The 16,140-nt window shown below is 28.6% G+C and carries 15 protein-coding genes and 2 tRNA genes; 9 read left to right on the top strand and 8 right to left on the bottom strand.

The window, feature by feature from the left end; genetic code table 4:
* Positions 1-88: 88 nt before the first annotated feature.
* From yidC to rpmH, 3 genes are read right to left on the bottom strand one after another with little or no spacing between them, the layout of a single operon-like run.
* The gene (yidC, locus tag ACJA22_RS00180) at positions 89-2,374 is read right to left on the bottom strand and encodes a membrane protein insertase YidC (RefSeq protein WP_406617137.1); all 2,286 of its coding nucleotides are present in this window, start codon (positions 2,372-2,374) and stop codon (positions 89-91) included.
* A gap of 3 nt (positions 2,375-2,377) precedes the next feature.
* On the bottom strand, positions 2,378-2,698 hold the full coding sequence (rnpA, locus tag ACJA22_RS00175) for a ribonuclease P protein component (RefSeq protein WP_406617136.1): 321 nt from the start codon (positions 2,696-2,698) through the stop codon (positions 2,378-2,380).
* A 26-nt stretch (positions 2,699-2,724) separates the two neighbouring features.
* A complete protein-coding gene (rpmH, locus tag ACJA22_RS00170; RefSeq protein ID WP_406617135.1) occupies positions 2,725-2,874 on the bottom strand; it encodes a 50S ribosomal protein L34 in 150 nt (49 codons plus the stop codon).
* Positions 2,875-3,081: 207 nt separating this feature from the next.
* On the opposite strand from rpmH, the gene serS reads away from it, so the two are divergent.
* Together serS and gap are read left to right on the top strand one after the other, a co-directional pair.
* Positions 3,082-4,356 carry a serine--tRNA ligase gene (serS, locus tag ACJA22_RS00165; protein WP_406617134.1) on the top strand — a complete coding sequence of 425 codons (1,275 nt, stop codon included), beginning with the start codon at positions 3,082-3,084 and terminating at the stop codon, positions 4,354-4,356.
* 260 nt (positions 4,357-4,616) lie between these two features.
* Positions 4,617-5,633 carry a type I glyceraldehyde-3-phosphate dehydrogenase gene (gene gap / locus ACJA22_RS00160; protein ID WP_406617133.1) on the top strand — a complete coding sequence of 339 codons (1,017 nt, stop codon included), beginning with the start codon at positions 4,617-4,619 and terminating at the stop codon, positions 5,631-5,633.
* 137 nt (positions 5,634-5,770) lie between these two features.
* Here gap and ACJA22_RS00155 read toward each other — a convergent pair whose 3' ends face one another.
* Positions 5,771-6,142 carry a hypothetical protein gene (locus ACJA22_RS00155; protein ID WP_406617132.1) on the bottom strand — a complete coding sequence of 124 codons (372 nt, stop codon included), beginning with the start codon at positions 6,140-6,142 and terminating at the stop codon, positions 5,771-5,773.
* A gap of 444 nt (positions 6,143-6,586) precedes the next feature.
* Between ACJA22_RS00155 and mnmE the strand changes: the two genes are divergently transcribed.
* From mnmE to ACJA22_RS00125, 6 genes are all read left to right on the top strand, one after another.
* Positions 6,587-7,930 carry a tRNA uridine-5-carboxymethylaminomethyl(34) synthesis GTPase MnmE gene (gene mnmE / locus ACJA22_RS00150; protein ID WP_406617131.1) on the top strand — a complete coding sequence of 448 codons (1,344 nt, stop codon included), beginning with the start codon at positions 6,587-6,589 and terminating at the stop codon, positions 7,928-7,930.
* Between the two features lie 24 nt (positions 7,931-7,954).
* A complete protein-coding gene (locus ACJA22_RS00145; protein WP_406617130.1) occupies positions 7,955-8,728 on the top strand; it encodes a TatD family hydrolase in 774 nt (257 codons plus the stop codon).
* Positions 8,709-9,491, top strand: coding sequence for a 16S rRNA (adenine(1518)-N(6)/adenine(1519)-N(6))-dimethyltransferase RsmA (gene rsmA / locus ACJA22_RS00140; RefSeq protein WP_406617129.1), 783 nt, complete (start codon positions 8,709-8,711; stop codon positions 9,489-9,491). Before ACJA22_RS00145 ends, rsmA begins: the two co-directional genes overlap by 20 nt.
* Before the next feature lie 22 nt (positions 9,492-9,513).
* On the top strand, positions 9,514-10,512 hold the full coding sequence (locus tag ACJA22_RS00135; RefSeq protein WP_406617128.1) for an NAD(P)H-dependent glycerol-3-phosphate dehydrogenase: 999 nt from the start codon (positions 9,514-9,516) through the stop codon (positions 10,510-10,512).
* A gap of 91 nt (positions 10,513-10,603) precedes the next feature.
* Positions 10,604-10,678, top strand: a tRNA-Cys gene (locus tag ACJA22_RS00130).
* A gap of 6 nt (positions 10,679-10,684) precedes the next feature.
* Positions 10,685-10,761: transfer RNA gene (locus ACJA22_RS00125), tRNA-Arg, on the top strand.
* A gap of 13 nt (positions 10,762-10,774) precedes the next feature.
* Here the strand turns inward: ACJA22_RS00125 and ACJA22_RS00120 are convergent.
* The 4 genes from ACJA22_RS00120 to pyrH all read right to left on the bottom strand — a co-directional run bounded on the left by ACJA22_RS00120 (position 10,775) and on the right by pyrH (position 14,157).
* Positions 10,775-12,172 (bottom strand): MAG0480 family ComEC-like protein, encoded by a 1,398-nt coding sequence (locus tag ACJA22_RS00120; protein ID WP_406617127.1) that lies wholly within the window; start codon positions 12,170-12,172, stop codon positions 10,775-10,777.
* A complete protein-coding gene (locus ACJA22_RS00115; RefSeq protein ID WP_406617126.1) occupies positions 12,097-12,633 on the bottom strand; it encodes an MAG0490 family ComEA-like DNA-binding protein in 537 nt (178 codons plus the stop codon). The genes ACJA22_RS00120 and ACJA22_RS00115 overlap by 76 nt, the downstream gene beginning before the upstream one ends.
* A 256-nt stretch (positions 12,634-12,889) precedes the next feature.
* Entirely contained in the window at positions 12,890-13,441 is a 552-nt protein-coding gene (frr, locus tag ACJA22_RS00110) for a ribosome recycling factor (protein WP_406617125.1), read from the bottom strand.
* Entirely contained in the window at positions 13,441-14,157 is a 717-nt protein-coding gene (pyrH, locus tag ACJA22_RS00105) for a UMP kinase (protein ID WP_406617124.1), read from the bottom strand. Before pyrH ends, frr begins: the two co-directional genes overlap by 1 nt.
* Positions 14,158-14,406: 249 nt before the next feature.
* Here pyrH and ACJA22_RS00100 point away from each other — a divergent pair, with 249 nt between their 5' ends.
* Positions 14,407-15,855: a DDE-type integrase/transposase/recombinase gene (locus ACJA22_RS00100; protein WP_406617123.1), complete on the top strand. Its 1,449-nt coding sequence runs from the start codon at positions 14,407-14,409 to the stop codon at positions 15,853-15,855.
* Positions 15,856-16,140 lie beyond the last annotated feature (285 nt).

The following is a 16,140-nucleotide window of genomic DNA, read 5'->3' as shown; positions in this document are numbered from 1 at the left end:
TCCTTAATATATATTTATATATTATATATAAGGTATAGAGATTTTTCAATAAAAGCAAAATAAAAGTCGGTTTTCACCGACTAAATTATTATATTTTTGCTTCTTTATTTAAGAATTTTCTTCTGTAATATGCACTCTTCTTGAAGTAGTGAATACCTAGAGTTTGACCTATCATTCAAAGACCAGAAATAATTCAATAGATTTGAACACCGGCACTAAAGATAAGCGTCATTATAAGCATTACAATAGCCATAATAATTTGTGTTTTATTTTGTTTCTTAAGTGCTTTAACTTCTTCTAAGTTGGTACGTTCTTTGAATTTCTTGTGGTTCAACATTTGAGGCAAGAATTGGGATATAGATTGTACGGCTGCCGCGACAATCAGCAATCCGAGATATTGCCATTCACCATTGAAGAATAGCCGTCTCCATGATGTTTCAGCGAATGACATTCCAAGCCATACTGTCGATTTCATATCAGGAAGTGATTGGATAACACGTCAAACAGCAATGAAGACAGGGAATGAAATAAGTATTGCAGCAAATGAATCTAATGGGTTAATACCATTCTTCTTGTACAACTCAGCAACTTCTGCTTGTTGTCTTGCTTTCATTTGTTTATTATTCTTAAATTCAGCATATTTAGCATCAATTTTAGCTTTCTTAGCTTTAAGATCTTCTTGTTTTGATTGGTTAATAGTTGATTTAAATGTCAATCCAAACATTGTAGCACGAAGCACAATTGTAATAATAACAAGAGCTAGAATAGTTCCTCAACCTTGTCATACAGGAATTGAGCTTGTTAATTTATCTGAAACTCAAGCTAATGGTCATACGAATAAACCGTAGAATGGTCCAAGTTTTCAAGCAGTTCCTCAGCTAGCTATAACTCTTTGAGTTTCACCAGTAAATGGTAATGAGCTTAAGCTTTGACCTTGTGGAGCAAGAACTGAATTTGGAGATGTAGCTAACACTCTATTAGTTGAATCTAAATTTTTGTTTTGTTGACTAAGAAGAGTTTTTAATTCATCTAAACGAGCTTGTGCAACATCTAGAGCTTTTTTGTTTGCATCAGTTTTATTAGCATCATATGCAGCTTTAGCTGCTTGAACAACGCTTCATTGATTATTGTAGTCTACAGCTGTTTTATTGTATTCTTCGGCAATTTGCTTTCTGATAGGATCGAATTGATCTAATGCTGTAAAACCAACTGAATTAGCATATTCTGAAATGCTATTTGTATATGTTTTAAGTGCTGTAAATAACACTGGAGATAATTCTAAACTTTGTAATTGTGCTTCATTTTTTGAAGCTAAGATACCTAACACATGTTTAGAAAGTTTTGAATAATCATCAATAGATGCACCAAATTTTGTTTTGGCTTCTTCTAAAGCTTTTTTGTAGAATATAGAGTTTTCTGAATAGAAGGTATTATTTGCTAAGGTTTCAAACATATCACGTCTTACTTTACCAAAGCCATATCTATCAGAGTAAATTCCGTTTCTAAAGTATTGATTATCTGCTGATACAGATAAAACAGAAAGAGGTTTTTCAAAAACAAGATCTGCTGATTTCTTACCATTAGGAACTTTTAAAGTATCTATAAATTTACCTTGAATGAGTAATTTAGTTCTATTAGCATCTTCACCTGTTTTAGGCAATGCTAATTTGTAAGTTTTTGAAGTAGCATCATATTGAAAGTATTTATCAAAGTTAAAACCTGGGTCAATAAATTCTCATGTCTTTAATTCACCTGGTTTATAAATCGATTCATATTTATATGCTGGCAATTTTTCATCGCTAACACCAACTGGCATTGTAGCAAAGATATATTTGCCATTTTTGTTGGTTATAGCTTGTTCTTTACCACCAATAATTTCATTCTTTTGGTTATAAAGTTGGAAACCAACGTTTGTGTTTTTGTAAGCACCGTATTCACCACCGTATTCTTTGGTTTGTTTACGAATGGCTTCTAGTTGATCACGATAAAATCTATGTGAAAGGTTGAAGTTGGCAGCTGCATCAGATTTAAATGACATTACATTATTTTTGTTATTTAATCCGTAGGCTTCTAAATCAACACCTTGGTCTTTCAATTTGTTTGTATCGTCTTTTGAGAGATTGTTTGCTTTAAAGGTAGCAACGTGAGGGCTAACATTCTGTGCACTAGTATATATTTCAACACCATTACCAGTATAGTTAGATGACTTGATAGTACAACTTTGCACGCAACCTGTCAAAGTTATACCGAATAAAAAGATATAAAGAACTATCTTAATTCAAAATCAAACCTTTTTTCAAACATTCTTACGTTTTTGTTTGTTTTGGTCTTCTTTTGAAAAATAGTTAAAATTATCTGATCTGTATTCTTGCATAATTTATTTCTTTAACTTCTTAAACATTTCTTTAGTGGTATCAAATTTCGTTGCATAATTTTCAGTCAGGAATTCTTTTCTGAGAATTAAAACACAATGATATTTAATATCGTAAACATCTAATGAATGAACGATTGCTTTTAGCTGCCTTTTATAATAGTTTCTTCAAAATGCTCCACAAAATTTTTTTGGAACTGTAATACCAAGTTTAAACTCGTTGGCAGGCTTATAATAAAGCACTAAATATTTATTTACTAGTTGATTTTTCGATTTAATTATTTCATCAAATTGTCAACTTTTTTGAAGTCTGTATTTTTTCTTCATGCTAAATAAGATACCATTCTAAAAAATTATTTTGCGTCTGATACAGTTAATCTTGCTCTACCTTTTGCTCTTCTAGCAGCTAAAACTTTTCTACCGTTTGCAGTAGCCATTCTTGCACGGAAACCGTGTACTTTAGCTCTTTGTCTTTTGCTAGGTTGATATGTTCTTAAACTCATAATTCCTCCTAATATAATATATTAATTATAAATGTATTTTCTAATTATATATAAATAAGCAAAAAACACATCATTTTTTTAATAATCTTTTTTGCCTGATTAAAAATAAATGTATTATGATTTATATAACAAATTAGCAAGCTAAAAATATTCAATATTTTGAATTTATAAAATTTGCTAAAACAACTATAAAAAAGGAGATTTAGTATGCTTAGCCTTAAATATATTTTAAACAATCCTGATAGTGTTAGAGAAGCTTTAAAATCAAGAAATTTTGATATTGAATTTTACGATAACATGTTGAAACATGCCAGCGATAGAGGAAAAATCATGTTCAAAGCTCAACAAAAAAGAGCTAAATTATCTTCATTAAGTAAGGAACTACCTAAATTAAAAGATGATAAAGAAGCTTTTGCAAAAGTAAAAAGCGAATGTGAACAACTTAAAAAAGAAGTTCAAAAATATGAAGAAAAAGCTAAAAAAATTGATGCTAAAGTTCAAGATGCTTTAATTAGAATTCCAAACTTACCTATGCCTTTTGTACCTAAAGGTGCAGACGATAGAGATAATGTTGTAATTGCTACACATGATAAATTAGGTAGAGGTTTAATCTCAGGTGTTCTTCCTCATTATGAAGTTGCTAAAAAATTAGACATCATCGATTTGGATAGAGCTGTAAAACTTTCGGGTTCACGTTTTGTTATTTATAAAGGATGAGGTGCAAAATTAACTAGAGCACTTCAAAACTTTATGCTTGACTTACATGATAAACATGGTTATACAGAATATGCTGTTCCTGTTTTAGTTAAACCTGAAATTCTTTTTGGTACAGGTCAATTACCTAAATTTAAAGAAGACTTATTCTACATGAATTCAAATGATTTATATTTAATCCCAACTGCTGAAGTTCCATTAACCAACTTATATAATAATGAAATCATTGATTTATCTAAACCTATTAGATTAACTGCTTTCACAGAATGCTTTAGATCAGAAGCTGGTTCTGGTGGTAAAGATATGAAAGGTATCATCAGAAATCACCAATTCAAAAAAGTTGAATTAGTAAAAATTACTAATGAAAAAGATTGAGAATCTGAATTTAATGAAATGCTCCAAGAAGCTAAATTAGTGTTAGAAGAACTTGAACTTCCTTACAGAGAATTAAGATTATGTACTGGTGATTTAGGATTTTCAGCTAGAACAACAATTGACTTAGAAGTATGACTTCCATCAGAAATTAAATATCGTGAAATTAGCTCAGTTTCATACATGGGTGACTTCCAAGCAAGAAGAGCTATGATTAGATATCGTGATGAAAATAATGAAATTCAATATGCTCACACTATGAATGGTTCAGGCTTAGCAATCGATAGATTAGTAGCTGCAATTTTAGAAAATTGCCAAAACTCAGATGGATCTATCTCAATTCCTAAAAAATTAATCCCTTATATGGGTTGTGAAAAAATCGAAGCTCAAAAATAATCGTCAATCGGTTATTTTTTTGCTTTTAACTAAACTAACTTAACAATGCAATCAAACTAGCATTTCCGCTTATATTAACTCAACTAAAACAACAATAAATAAGGTATTTTATTAATAAAAAGGGAAAAAATACCATACTTTTTATATTTTTATATTTCCTCGAAAGCCAAATCGTTTTTAAAATATATATAATTTAGTTAGTATTACTTAATTAATACTAAATAAACTAGTTTATAAAAATATTTTTTAAGGAGATTAATATGAAAAAAGTCGCTATTAATGGTTTCGGTCGTATTGGTCGTTTAACATTACGTTACTTACTTGAAACTCACAATAAAGAAGTTGAAATTGTTGCTGTTAATGATTTAACAGACGCAAAAATGCTTGCTCATTTATTAAAATATGACACAGCATTTGGACCATTAAAAAATAAAGTTGAAGTTAAAGATAACACAATCGTTATCGATGACGGAAAACACGTTATCCAAGTTCTTTCAGAAAAAGATCCTGCTTTATTACCATGAAAAGAATTAGGTATTGACATCGTTTTAGAATGTACAGGTTTCTTTGTTAAAAAAGATTTAGCTCACAAACACATCGAAGCAGGTGCTAAAAAAGTTGTTATTTCGGCTCCAGCTGGTAAAGATGTTAAAACAATCGTTTACAATGTAAACCACAAGACATTAACAGCAGAAGATGAAATTATCTCAGCTGCTTCATGTACAACAAACTGTTTAGCTCCAGTTGTTAAAGTTTTAGTTGATAACTTTGGATTAGAAAATGGTTTCATGACAACAGTTCACTCATTTACAGGTGACCAAATGTTACAAGATGGACCACACCGTAAAGGTGACTTACGTCGTGCTCGTTCAGCAAGTCAAAACATCGTTCCATCAACAACAGGTGCAGCTAAAGCTATTCGTTTAGTTATTCCTGAAGCTAATGGTGCATTAGATGGTTTTGCTTTACGTGTTCCAACAATTACAGGTTCATTTATTGACTTATCAGTTCAATTAAAGAAAGAACCAACAGTTGAAGAAATTAACGCAGCATTTGAAAAAGCAGCAAACCAAACATTAAAATATGAAACAGATCCTATCGTTTCATCAGATATTATTGGTTCACACTACGGTTCAATCTTTGACTCAACATTAACAAGAGTTCAAGAACATGATGGTAAAAGAATTTACAAAGTATTTGCATGATACGACAACGAAATGTCATATACAGCACAACTTGTTAGAACATTAACATACTTTGTAAAATTACAAAAATAATAATTAATCTTAGGAAAAACCTAAAGAAGAAATTATCAATTTTCTTAATTTGGAAGGAAAGATCACAACGATTTTTCCTTTCTTTTTTTATTATTAAAAAATGCTTGTATTTTTACGATGATAATATGAATGTTTGTTTAACTTGCCAGATAACTTGTAGATGGCTTCTTGTTTCAAAAAGTTACATCAACTTTCAGGTATGACTCTAAATCTTTATCCGAAATCTTTTTATACTTAACACTAATTGGTAAAAACACAGTGTTCACTACATTGTGCTGCATATTATAAAAATATTTATTTTTCGTTATATGTTCAAATTTATAAAGATTACTGGGTATGCCATATATTACAACTCTTTCATTATTATAATTGGGTTTTGAAACGACAATTAAGCTTGCTTTTTGATATGTTGAATCCATAAAGGAATATTCTGGTTTAATTTTAAAATACTCAAATTGATAGGTGTAATTCGTGAATTTATACATCTTTGTTCACTTCTCAATTGCCATAATCTTTTTGATAAATAAGTCTTTTTTATAGGGTTTTATGTCATTATATATGTCTTCGTATGTAATCTTATTTTGCCGCAGATCATCTTTAAATAATTCGATTTTGCTTTTATATTTTCTATATAAATTTTTACAATAATTTAAGCCTATCGAATGCAATAGGAACTTGTAATTAATTAACAATCTGACCCTTAAAGATAACCTATTCTCATTCTCTGAATAATTCAAAAATGATAATGATTTTATAGAGTCAAACATATTGAAATATTTAGCAATAACTTCTTTGAAATGTGTATTTGATATATAAAAGTCTTTCATATGTTTTTATTGTGATTTTTTGAAAGAAAATCAAAAAATGAACTTTTTTGGGAAAAACCGCAAGTTATTCCCAGTTTTGAATAAATGATTAGCATTATATCTTTAATAATGTAAAATTACATTATTATGATAAATGACACTATAGCAGCAATTTCCTCAGGCGGTAAAGTTAACCAAGCAATTTCAATAATTCGTGTTAGTGGTGAAGATAGTATTAACATCGTTAAAAAAATTTTTACAGGTAAAATTGGAGCAAACCAAACTATTACATTCGGAAAAATAATAGATAACTTCAACAATAATGAAGTTGTGGATGAAGTTTTATGCGTGTGATATATTGGTAAAAATAATTTTGTTGGTGAAAATACAGTTGAAATAAATTGCCATGGTGGAATAATAGTTACCAATCGAATTCTTGAGCTACTTTTAGCAAATGGGGCAAGATTAGCTGAACCTGGAGAATTTAGTAGAAGAAGCTTTTTAAATGGAAAAATGGACTTGATCAAAGCAGAAGCTATTAACGAATTAATCCATTCAAAAACTCTTAATCAAACTAAATTAGCTCTTAAAAAATTCGATGGTGAAACAACCAAATTTATTAATGAACTTAAAAGTGAATTATCTTACATGATTGGTGAAATGGAAGTAAGCATCGATTATCCTGAATATGATTTTGATAATCCTTTCAATGATGAACTAAAGCCAAGATTGATAGCATTAAATAATAAACTTCTAAAAACAATTGAATTAAGTGAAACATCAAGATTAATTTTTGAAGGTATTAAAGTTGCAATTTTGGGTAAGCCTAATGTTGGTAAGAGTTCTCTCTTAAACGCTATTTTAGAGCAAGATAAGGCAATTGTAACTGATATTGCTGGCACTACCAGAGACTTAGTTGAAGCATCATTTCAATACAAAGGATACTTATTCCAATTTATAGATACAGCTGGAATTAGAAAGACAAATGAAACGATTGAAAAAATTGGAATTGAAAAATCAATGCACCAAATAGAAGAGGCAGATATTGTAATTCATGTCTTTGATCCAAATCAATCCGAAGATGAATCAGACGCTGAAATTGAAGCATTAGCTAAAAGTTTTCACAAAGTTTATATTCCAGTTATTAATAAAAAAGATTTGATTGATCCATCAAAAATCAGAAAAGATGCTATTTATGTCAGTGCTAAAAATAATGATGTTCAAGAACTAAAAGATAAACTAGTTTCTATTTTTAAAGATGTTGATTTAAATAATGAACAATATGTAAATAACTCAAGACAATTAGCTTTAATTAAACAAGCACAACACTCAATTCAAGATGCTATCACTGCTATTGATAATAATCTTGACCCTGATTTAACAATTATTGATTTACGTCAAGCATGAAGTAGTTTAACTGATATAACCGGTAGAGCAGATAATGAATTGCTTCTAGATGAAATGTTCAAAAACTTCTGCTTAGGCAAATAATTAATAAAGAGAAAGGAGCCATATATGTCAATTAAATTCATAGATTGTCATACTCACCCAATTAAAATGTATTACAAAGACAATTTTCAAGTTATTGAAAAAGCGCATAATAAAGGACTTGCAGCTATGTTAATTACAGGTTGCAATGAAGCTGAAAATGCTGAAGTACTTGAAATTTGCAAATACTTTGATTACACATTCCCAGTTATTGGTATCCATCCAAATGAATCACATGGAGCTGTTGATGGTGAAACTATTGAAAAGCAATGAACACCTGATGTAGTCGCAATTGGTGAAATTGGTTTAGATTATTATTATCCTGAAACTGATAAAGTTAAACAAAAAGCATCATTTATAGCACAAATTAAAGTTGCTCAAAAACATAATATACCAGTCGTAATTCACATGAGAGATTCATATGAAGACCTTTATGAAATCATGAAAAAATTCCCTGATGTTAAATTCATGATTCATACTTTTAGTGGCGATTTATATTGAGCACAAAAGTTCTATGAATTAGGTTGCTACTTTAGTTTTAGCGGTATTGTAACTTATAAAAATGCCTATAAAACAGTTGAAGTAGTAAAATGACTACCTATTGATAGAATGCTAACTGAAACCGATGCCCCATATCTTTCGCCTGCTATTAAAAGAAGTGATATTAATTATCCTAATTATGTTATTTATACCGCGAACTATCTTGCAGGCTTAAAGGATATGCCTATCGAAAAGTTTACTGACCAAATTTTAAAAAACGCAAATTCTCTTTTTAAAATAAATGTCTCAAGAAAACATTAGAGCTAAAAAGAAATTTGGTCAAAACTTTTTAAATAATCAAGGAATCATAAAGAAAATCGTTAATATTATTAATCCAACCAATAAAAAAATAATTGAAATTGGTCCAGGTATGGGAGCATTAACAGAACATTTAATTCCTGCAGCAGATGAATTTGTAGCATTTGAAATAGACACTGATATGATTCAAATTTTAAATGCTAAGAATTGATTTAATGATGAAACTAAAAAAATCATTCAAGGAGATTTTTTAGAAGCTGATTTAAATAGCTTCGGTGGTTTTGAGGTTTGTGGTAATATCCCTTACTATATAACTAGTGATATTATTATGAAACTTTTGGATTACAGATTCCTATTTAAAAGAGCTACATTAATGGTCCAAGATGAAGTTGCTAATAGATTAGTTGCTAAACCTAATTCTAAAGAATATAGTAAATTAACTGTAACATGTCAATACGTAGCAAAAGTTACAAAAGAATTATTTGTAGGCAAAAATAACTTTACTCCTATTCCCAAAGTAGACTCTGCTATCGTTTCTTTAGAGTTCTATCAAGACAAGCAAGATAACTTTGAAAATATTAAAAACTTCTTAAAACTTTGCTTCGCTAATCGAAGAAAAAAACTTACTTGATCATTAAAACAAAACTATGATAAAGAACTTATTACATCAGCATATTCAACTATGAATATCGATGACAATACTCGTGCTGAACAATTAACATTAGACCAACTTGTTAAGTTGTATAATTTACTTAATAAACTATAAAACAATTAAAAAAGGAAAAACTATGAACAAAAAAATTACATTTATAGGTTCTGGTGCTTGAGCCAGTGCTTTAGCTTCTGTCTTATCTAAAAATAACAATAGTGTTACTTTGTGAGGCATTGATCATGATGAAATTAATGATATAAACAAAGGCTTAAACTCTAAATATTTCAAAGATGCGAAATTTAATAATCCTCAAAATATTAAAGCAACTTTGAGCTTAAATGAAGCATTAAGTGATTTTGATTATTTAGTTTTAGCAGTTCCATCAGGTGCAATTGTTTCAGTTCTTTCACAAATTAAAGAAATTATTAAAGATAAAAAGATAAATATTATTAATGTTGCCAAGGGTATTGAATCACAAAGTAAAAAGTTCTTTTCAGAAATATTAATGTCTAAATTTTCAGACAATATTAAAAACTATTGTACATTAATTGGTCCATCATTCGCAGTTGAAGTTTTCCATAATTGTTTAACTATGGTAAATATTGTGGGTCCTAACACTAAATATTTACATGAAGTTGCTCATATTTTTAATAATGATACATTTGGAGCAGTGATTAATGAAGATGAACAAGGTTCAGAATTATTTGCTTCTTTAAAAAATGTTTTAGCAATTGGTATAGGAATGATTAATTATATGATGCCTTACCAAAACTCTCAAGCAGCTCTTCTTTCTATTGGAGTTAAGGAAATTGATCAAATATATAAAACAATGTTCCCTAAAGGTTCTGACAAATTAGGCTTTGAATTAGCTGGAATAGGCGATATTTTCTTAACATGTTCTAGTCCAAAAAGCAGAAACTTTTCGTTTGGATATGAAGTTGCTAAAGAAGGCTTAGAAAATACTTTAAAGAAAAACAAAAAAACAATTGAGGGGTTTCACAATGCGAAAATTCTTGAAGACATTTTAACTCAATACCCTTCTTTACATGTTCCTTTCCTTAGAAGCATTATTGACGTTCTTTATCATCAAAAACAAACAAAACAATTATTAGATTTTATCTCTTCCTATAAATAATCTTTTTAAGCAGCTCATATATTTTTTTACTATATAAAAGATAATTATTGTTGTATAATTCTTTTGAAACTTTTTGGGAGTTGCTTACAATGGCACCATAGCCAAAAGGCCAAGGCACGAGTCTGCAAAACTCTGATTACCGGTTCGAGTCCGGTTGGTGCCTCCAAATAATGCGCCCATAGCTCAATTGGACAGAGTGTTTGGCTACGGACCAAAAGGTTAGGGGTTCGACTCCTCTTGGGCGCGCCATATTAACGAAAAGTTAACCGTAAATCAGCTTCGGCTGATTTTTTTGTTTTATTTTGACCAGCGCCAAAATAGACAACCATACAATATACATACAAAAAATCAATGATCAATTAATTTTAAAATTAATCTCTAATGGATAAGAATTTGCAATCAAAAAATTTAATACAACATCTAACGCATAATAATAAGCATTGATAAAATCCAAACTTCAAAAACAAAATACCGAAACAAAAAAAGTTAATTCAAAAACAGGCATAAGTAAAACACCAAAGAAGAGACCGAAAGGATTAAAGTATTTATTAATTTTCAATAATATTGGTAGATTTATTAAATATAAAGACACGGAAATGATCAATGTTTTCCAAATATTTCTTTTGATTTTAGTATGAGATAAAAGTTTAGCAATGCATAACGCAAAAAACGAGGACATAAAAGAAATTAAAAAAGATAAGCTAAATACTCATTGATAATTTAACAGAAAGACAATAACTATGGCTGTCGCTCAACCATCTAAAAAATTAGTTTTTCTTTTACCTATAGTGCCCTTTCTTTTAACGGCTTGCATCACAAAACTTCTTATACCTGATATAAAGCTTCTTAACAAAACTAAATATAAAAAGACTATTAAAAAGACGAATTTATTGGTGTGCTTTCACCTTTTTGACAAAGGTTTAAATATCCAAAAAAGAATTACAAAAAGAATGTCGAAATGAAGACCAGAAATAACAAGTAAATGTAATACGTTCAATTTATTAATATCATTTATTAATTCATTATTACTATCGTAAATTCCAAAAACTACTGTTTTTCAGTATTTGTCGGCAAATGGATAACCATAAGGATACCAATTTATTTTATTAGAAATGTTATAAATTGGTGGATTCAAACTTTCAATTTTAGGATTCTCTAACACATAAGAAACAGAATTACTTTTTAAAAAATTTGGGTCTAAATTGAATGATTTTAAATTACTATTTAACTCTCCATTAATAGTAACACTTGATCCTTCTTGCAAATTTATAACACTCAAGTTTCTTGAAAAAACCAATATGTTATATCCTTTATCACTTATCACAAAATAGTTTTTGGAGACTTTAATTATTTCACCATTAATAAGATATTCGCCAATAGGACGACTTTGATAATTAAATCTAGGAATCATAGAAAGTAAATATGCAAGAGCAACAATAACAGCTACATACATCGCTTTTTGAGATAGTAATGCAATTAAACATAATAAAAGTGTATATATTATTATTCATAAAATTTGTGTTGTTTCAGTGTATAAACTTAAATGCATGAAAATAGGTATTGCAAAAGCTAAAATATACGGATTTACAAACTTAAAAAACTCTGTAATTTTTTCAGCGTTTTCTCTCCAACGCCTTTTATATTTGAAATGTCATTTCATGTAACATACTCCCTATTTTTTCTTAAATTTATAATTTTTTGAGCAATTGATTTGCTTATTCCTCTAGAAGTTAATTGATTAGTATTATTTAATTGGCTTCATTGCAACATACCTGAATTGCCATATTCATTATTTGAATTATGTAAACTATTCTGTTTTTTATCAACTACTATTGTTGTATTGGTTGCATATGTTTGATTTAAATCAAAAGAACTTAGATCAGCATTATTTAATGGATGGCATATACTAAAAATCTCTTTTAAACTTGTCGGTTTATCGAAATAATATGTATCTGGAAATTGAACGCAGCCTTTAACAACTACTTTAAACCTACCTGATTCTTTATTTTTGTCAATAGGTTTAATTTTGGCTTCTGATGTCGAAAAAGCTATTGAAGTTGCTGCTCCAACAGATGCTATACCTATAACTACTCCTAAAAATATATTTCATTTTGCTTTCATACATCTTTTTATTTAAATAAAAGACTTTTCATTGAGAAAAAGAACTAAAATGATAAAAACCTCATGTTTTTCCCAAGTATTAAATCTTTAAATTAAGTGTGGTGTAGAAAGCGATTTATTAAAATTTTCTTATGAACGCGGCACTTAATTAAATGAAAAGTGCTCTTGTTTAGCTGTTTAATAAATCGCTTATGCCCTTATTTAATAGGAAAATTAGGCAAAATAAAAATGCACACGAAGTGCATTAATTATTAAATTAAACTGTTAAGATATCTTTTTCTTTCTTGGCTTCTAAGTCATCAATGTGGGCTATTTTTTTATCAACTAATTTTTGAACTTCATCTAAATATCTTTTTTGAACATCTTCTGAAAGTTCTTCATCAGCTTTAATTGACTTATTAATATTTTGACGAACGTTTCTAACACCAACTTTAGCAGCTTCTGTATGTTTAGCTAATCCTTTTACTAATTCTTTCTTTCTTTCGGTTGTTAAAGGTGGAAATGTAATTCTAATTTGACTACCTTCATCAACTGGATTAATTCCTAAGCCAGCCAATGAAATAGCTTTAACAATATCTTTAACTGAAGTTTGATCAAATGGCTTGATAAGTAATTGTTGTGGTTCAGGAACACTAATATTTGCTAATTCTTCAAGTGGTGTTAAAGAATCATAATACATAACTTTAATACCTCTAATAATTTGAGGATTAGCTCTTCCTGTTGAAATTTTTGAAAGTTCGAAAACATAGTGGTTAAGCACTTTTTCTGTTTCTTCTTCAAATTCTAATAAATATAAATCTAGTTCCATTATTTAGTTACCTCTGTGTGTTCTATTTTGCCTTCAATAGCTCTTAAAATAGAATCCTTTTCATTAATGTTAAAAATAATTAAGTTAATGTTATTGTCTCTTGCCATACTTGTAGCTGTTAAATCCATAACTTGTAATTTTTTATCAAGGATTTCATCATATGAAATTTTTTGATATCTTTTTGCATTTGGATTAGTCTTAGGATCTGAATCATAAACTCCAGAAACACCATTCTTACCCATTAAAATTACTTCTGCTCCGGTTTCTGAAGCAAATAATGTCGCTGCTGTATCTGTTGTGAAGTATGGTCTACCTGTACCACCAACAAAAATAACAACTTCACCATCTTTTAAGTATTTGATTGTTTTTTCATTTATGTAGTTTTCAGCTACCTTTTGATCAATGTTAAGTGATGATTGAACTCTAGCTTTTAATCCATTTTTTTCAAAACCACTTCTTAAAGCAAGTCCATTCATTATTGTTGCTAACATACCGATGTAGTCAGCTCTATTTCTTGGAATACCATTCTTAGCTGCACTAGCGCCTCTTCAGAAGTTACCGCCACCAACTACAACGCTAACTTGAATTCCTTTTTTAACAATTTCCTTTAATTGTCTCGCAATATCTTCTACAAGAGTGTAGTCAATTGCTAAATGTTTTTCTTTGTTTACCAAACCTTCGCCAGAAAGCTTAATTAAAATTTTCTTATAGTTCATTAGCTCCACCTTTATGCTTTAATTTCTCTTAAATTATAAAGGAAATTGCTGTTTTCGTGAATATACGCTTTAAATTTTTATAAAAATGTGAAGTGAACTTCAAAAATACGATACTTATAATAACTTCAAAAATAACGAATTTTTAACTTTTTGGTATCTTTATTTATGCTATGAAAAAAATTGAAAAAATAAATTGTTCTGAATTATGAACTTAGAAATGAGTACAGATTAGAATTTATAGCAAAAAATATGAATAAATCCATCACTTGAATTAGTAAATATTTGCAAATTAATTGGCATACAGCAAAGAAACTTAGAGATAAAGTGTTAAACAATTGCTTAATTATTTCTCATAAAAATAAAGGTAATCAACACCATAGAAAAATTAGCACTAATAGGATTGATGAGTTGATTAATGAATATCTCACTTTTATTGATGATGTATATGACCGAAAATGCGATTGTTCTGTTTCATTAATATTTTTTTATGATTATTGCTTAAAAGATTTTGACAAGAACAATATGACTTATAGATTATTCATAAAGAATCTGGTTGCTAAGGGTTTTTATTCAAAAAATATGACCAAGAAAACAAAGAAAAAAAGCAAGAGAAAATTTAAGAAAATTAAAGAAAATAATGGAGATGTAATAGCAATAAAAAGATTAATTAAATATAATGAAACTATGGAAACGACAATGTTTAAAGCAAGAAAATGTAGAGATAATAACCTTGATTTTGGTGAAATAGTTGAACTTGATGCTTGTGAACATCGTTGAATGAATGGCGAAAAATCTCATATTTATGTAGCTGTAGATTCATCAACTTCAAGAGTTTTAGCAGTACATATTGAACAAGAAGAGACTAATCAAGGCTATATGAAATTATTGGAAGATTTATTTAGAAATTATGGTAAACCAAAAATAATTAGAACTGATAAAAGAAGAACTTTTTGAGGTACTGATTATTCGGATACGCCTTTAAAACAGTATTTAAATTCAAAAGGTATAGAACTCCAAAGCTCTAGTATTGCCATTTTTAAACCTCATGTTGAAAGAGCAAATAATTCTCTACAACAATTCTTACCTCCATATTTACATTTAAAGAAAATAAAAACATTTGAAGATTTTATTCACAATAAAGAAGAAATCATTCAAGCTTATAATAAAAGAAATAAAAAAGATTATGAGCACAAGAAAAATATATTTTCTAAAATGGATGAAAGTCAATGTAGTGTCTACTTAACAATAAAAAGAAAGATATACGCATCAACTGTACAATTTCAAAATAAGTTTTATGTTGCTGTTAATGAAGAAAACAAAAGGCAATTTATTTCGCCTGATGACGATACTGCATTTATTATTAAAAGTGATGGAAGTTTATGTTTCTTAATAAACCAAAAAGAATACAAAACTGAAATTTTAAAAGACAAGGAGCTAAATGATTTTCAGCAATTTTGTATTCACTTTAAATTTGATTCTAGTCAGTCATATTCGAAAGAAATATATCAATATTCTAAAAGAGGCTATTCTTTTTATAGAATGCTTGATGACTTAGTTTTTAAGCTTAAAGAAGCTTTAATTAAGTTTGATCCAGATGATGAAACATTAAAGAATATTGTTGTTCAAAACGATGAAATTCTAGAGTTTTTCCATAAATGACTTTTAGAAATAGAATCAAAAAATCTCGACGTCATTTAAACGCAAAGATTTTAAAATTTTAAAACTATAATCTACCCAAGATGATTATAGTTTTTTTCTTTTAAAAAAGAAGAATTTTAATGTTTTCCCAATAATTAATTTGTTTTAAAAAAATCGTTATTTTTGAAGTTCAGTTCACATGTTTTCGTGAATATACGCTTTAAATTTTTATAAAAAATTTCATATGTAGTTTGTTAAAAAACTCGTGGAATTTAGTAATTAGTAATGATGCTAATTTTCTAATTCATTTGTTTCATAGGGAAATTAGCAAAATGAATAATTAAT

It is taken from the genome of Mycoplasmopsis adleri (assembly GCF_045276205.1).
In the GTDB taxonomy this organism is placed as follows: domain Bacteria; phylum Bacillota_I; class Bacilli_A; order Mycoplasmatales; family Metamycoplasmataceae; genus Mycoplasmopsis; species Mycoplasmopsis adleri.
Note: the sequence above shows the minus strand (reverse complement) of the source record. Positions and strands in the feature narration are given on the sequence as shown.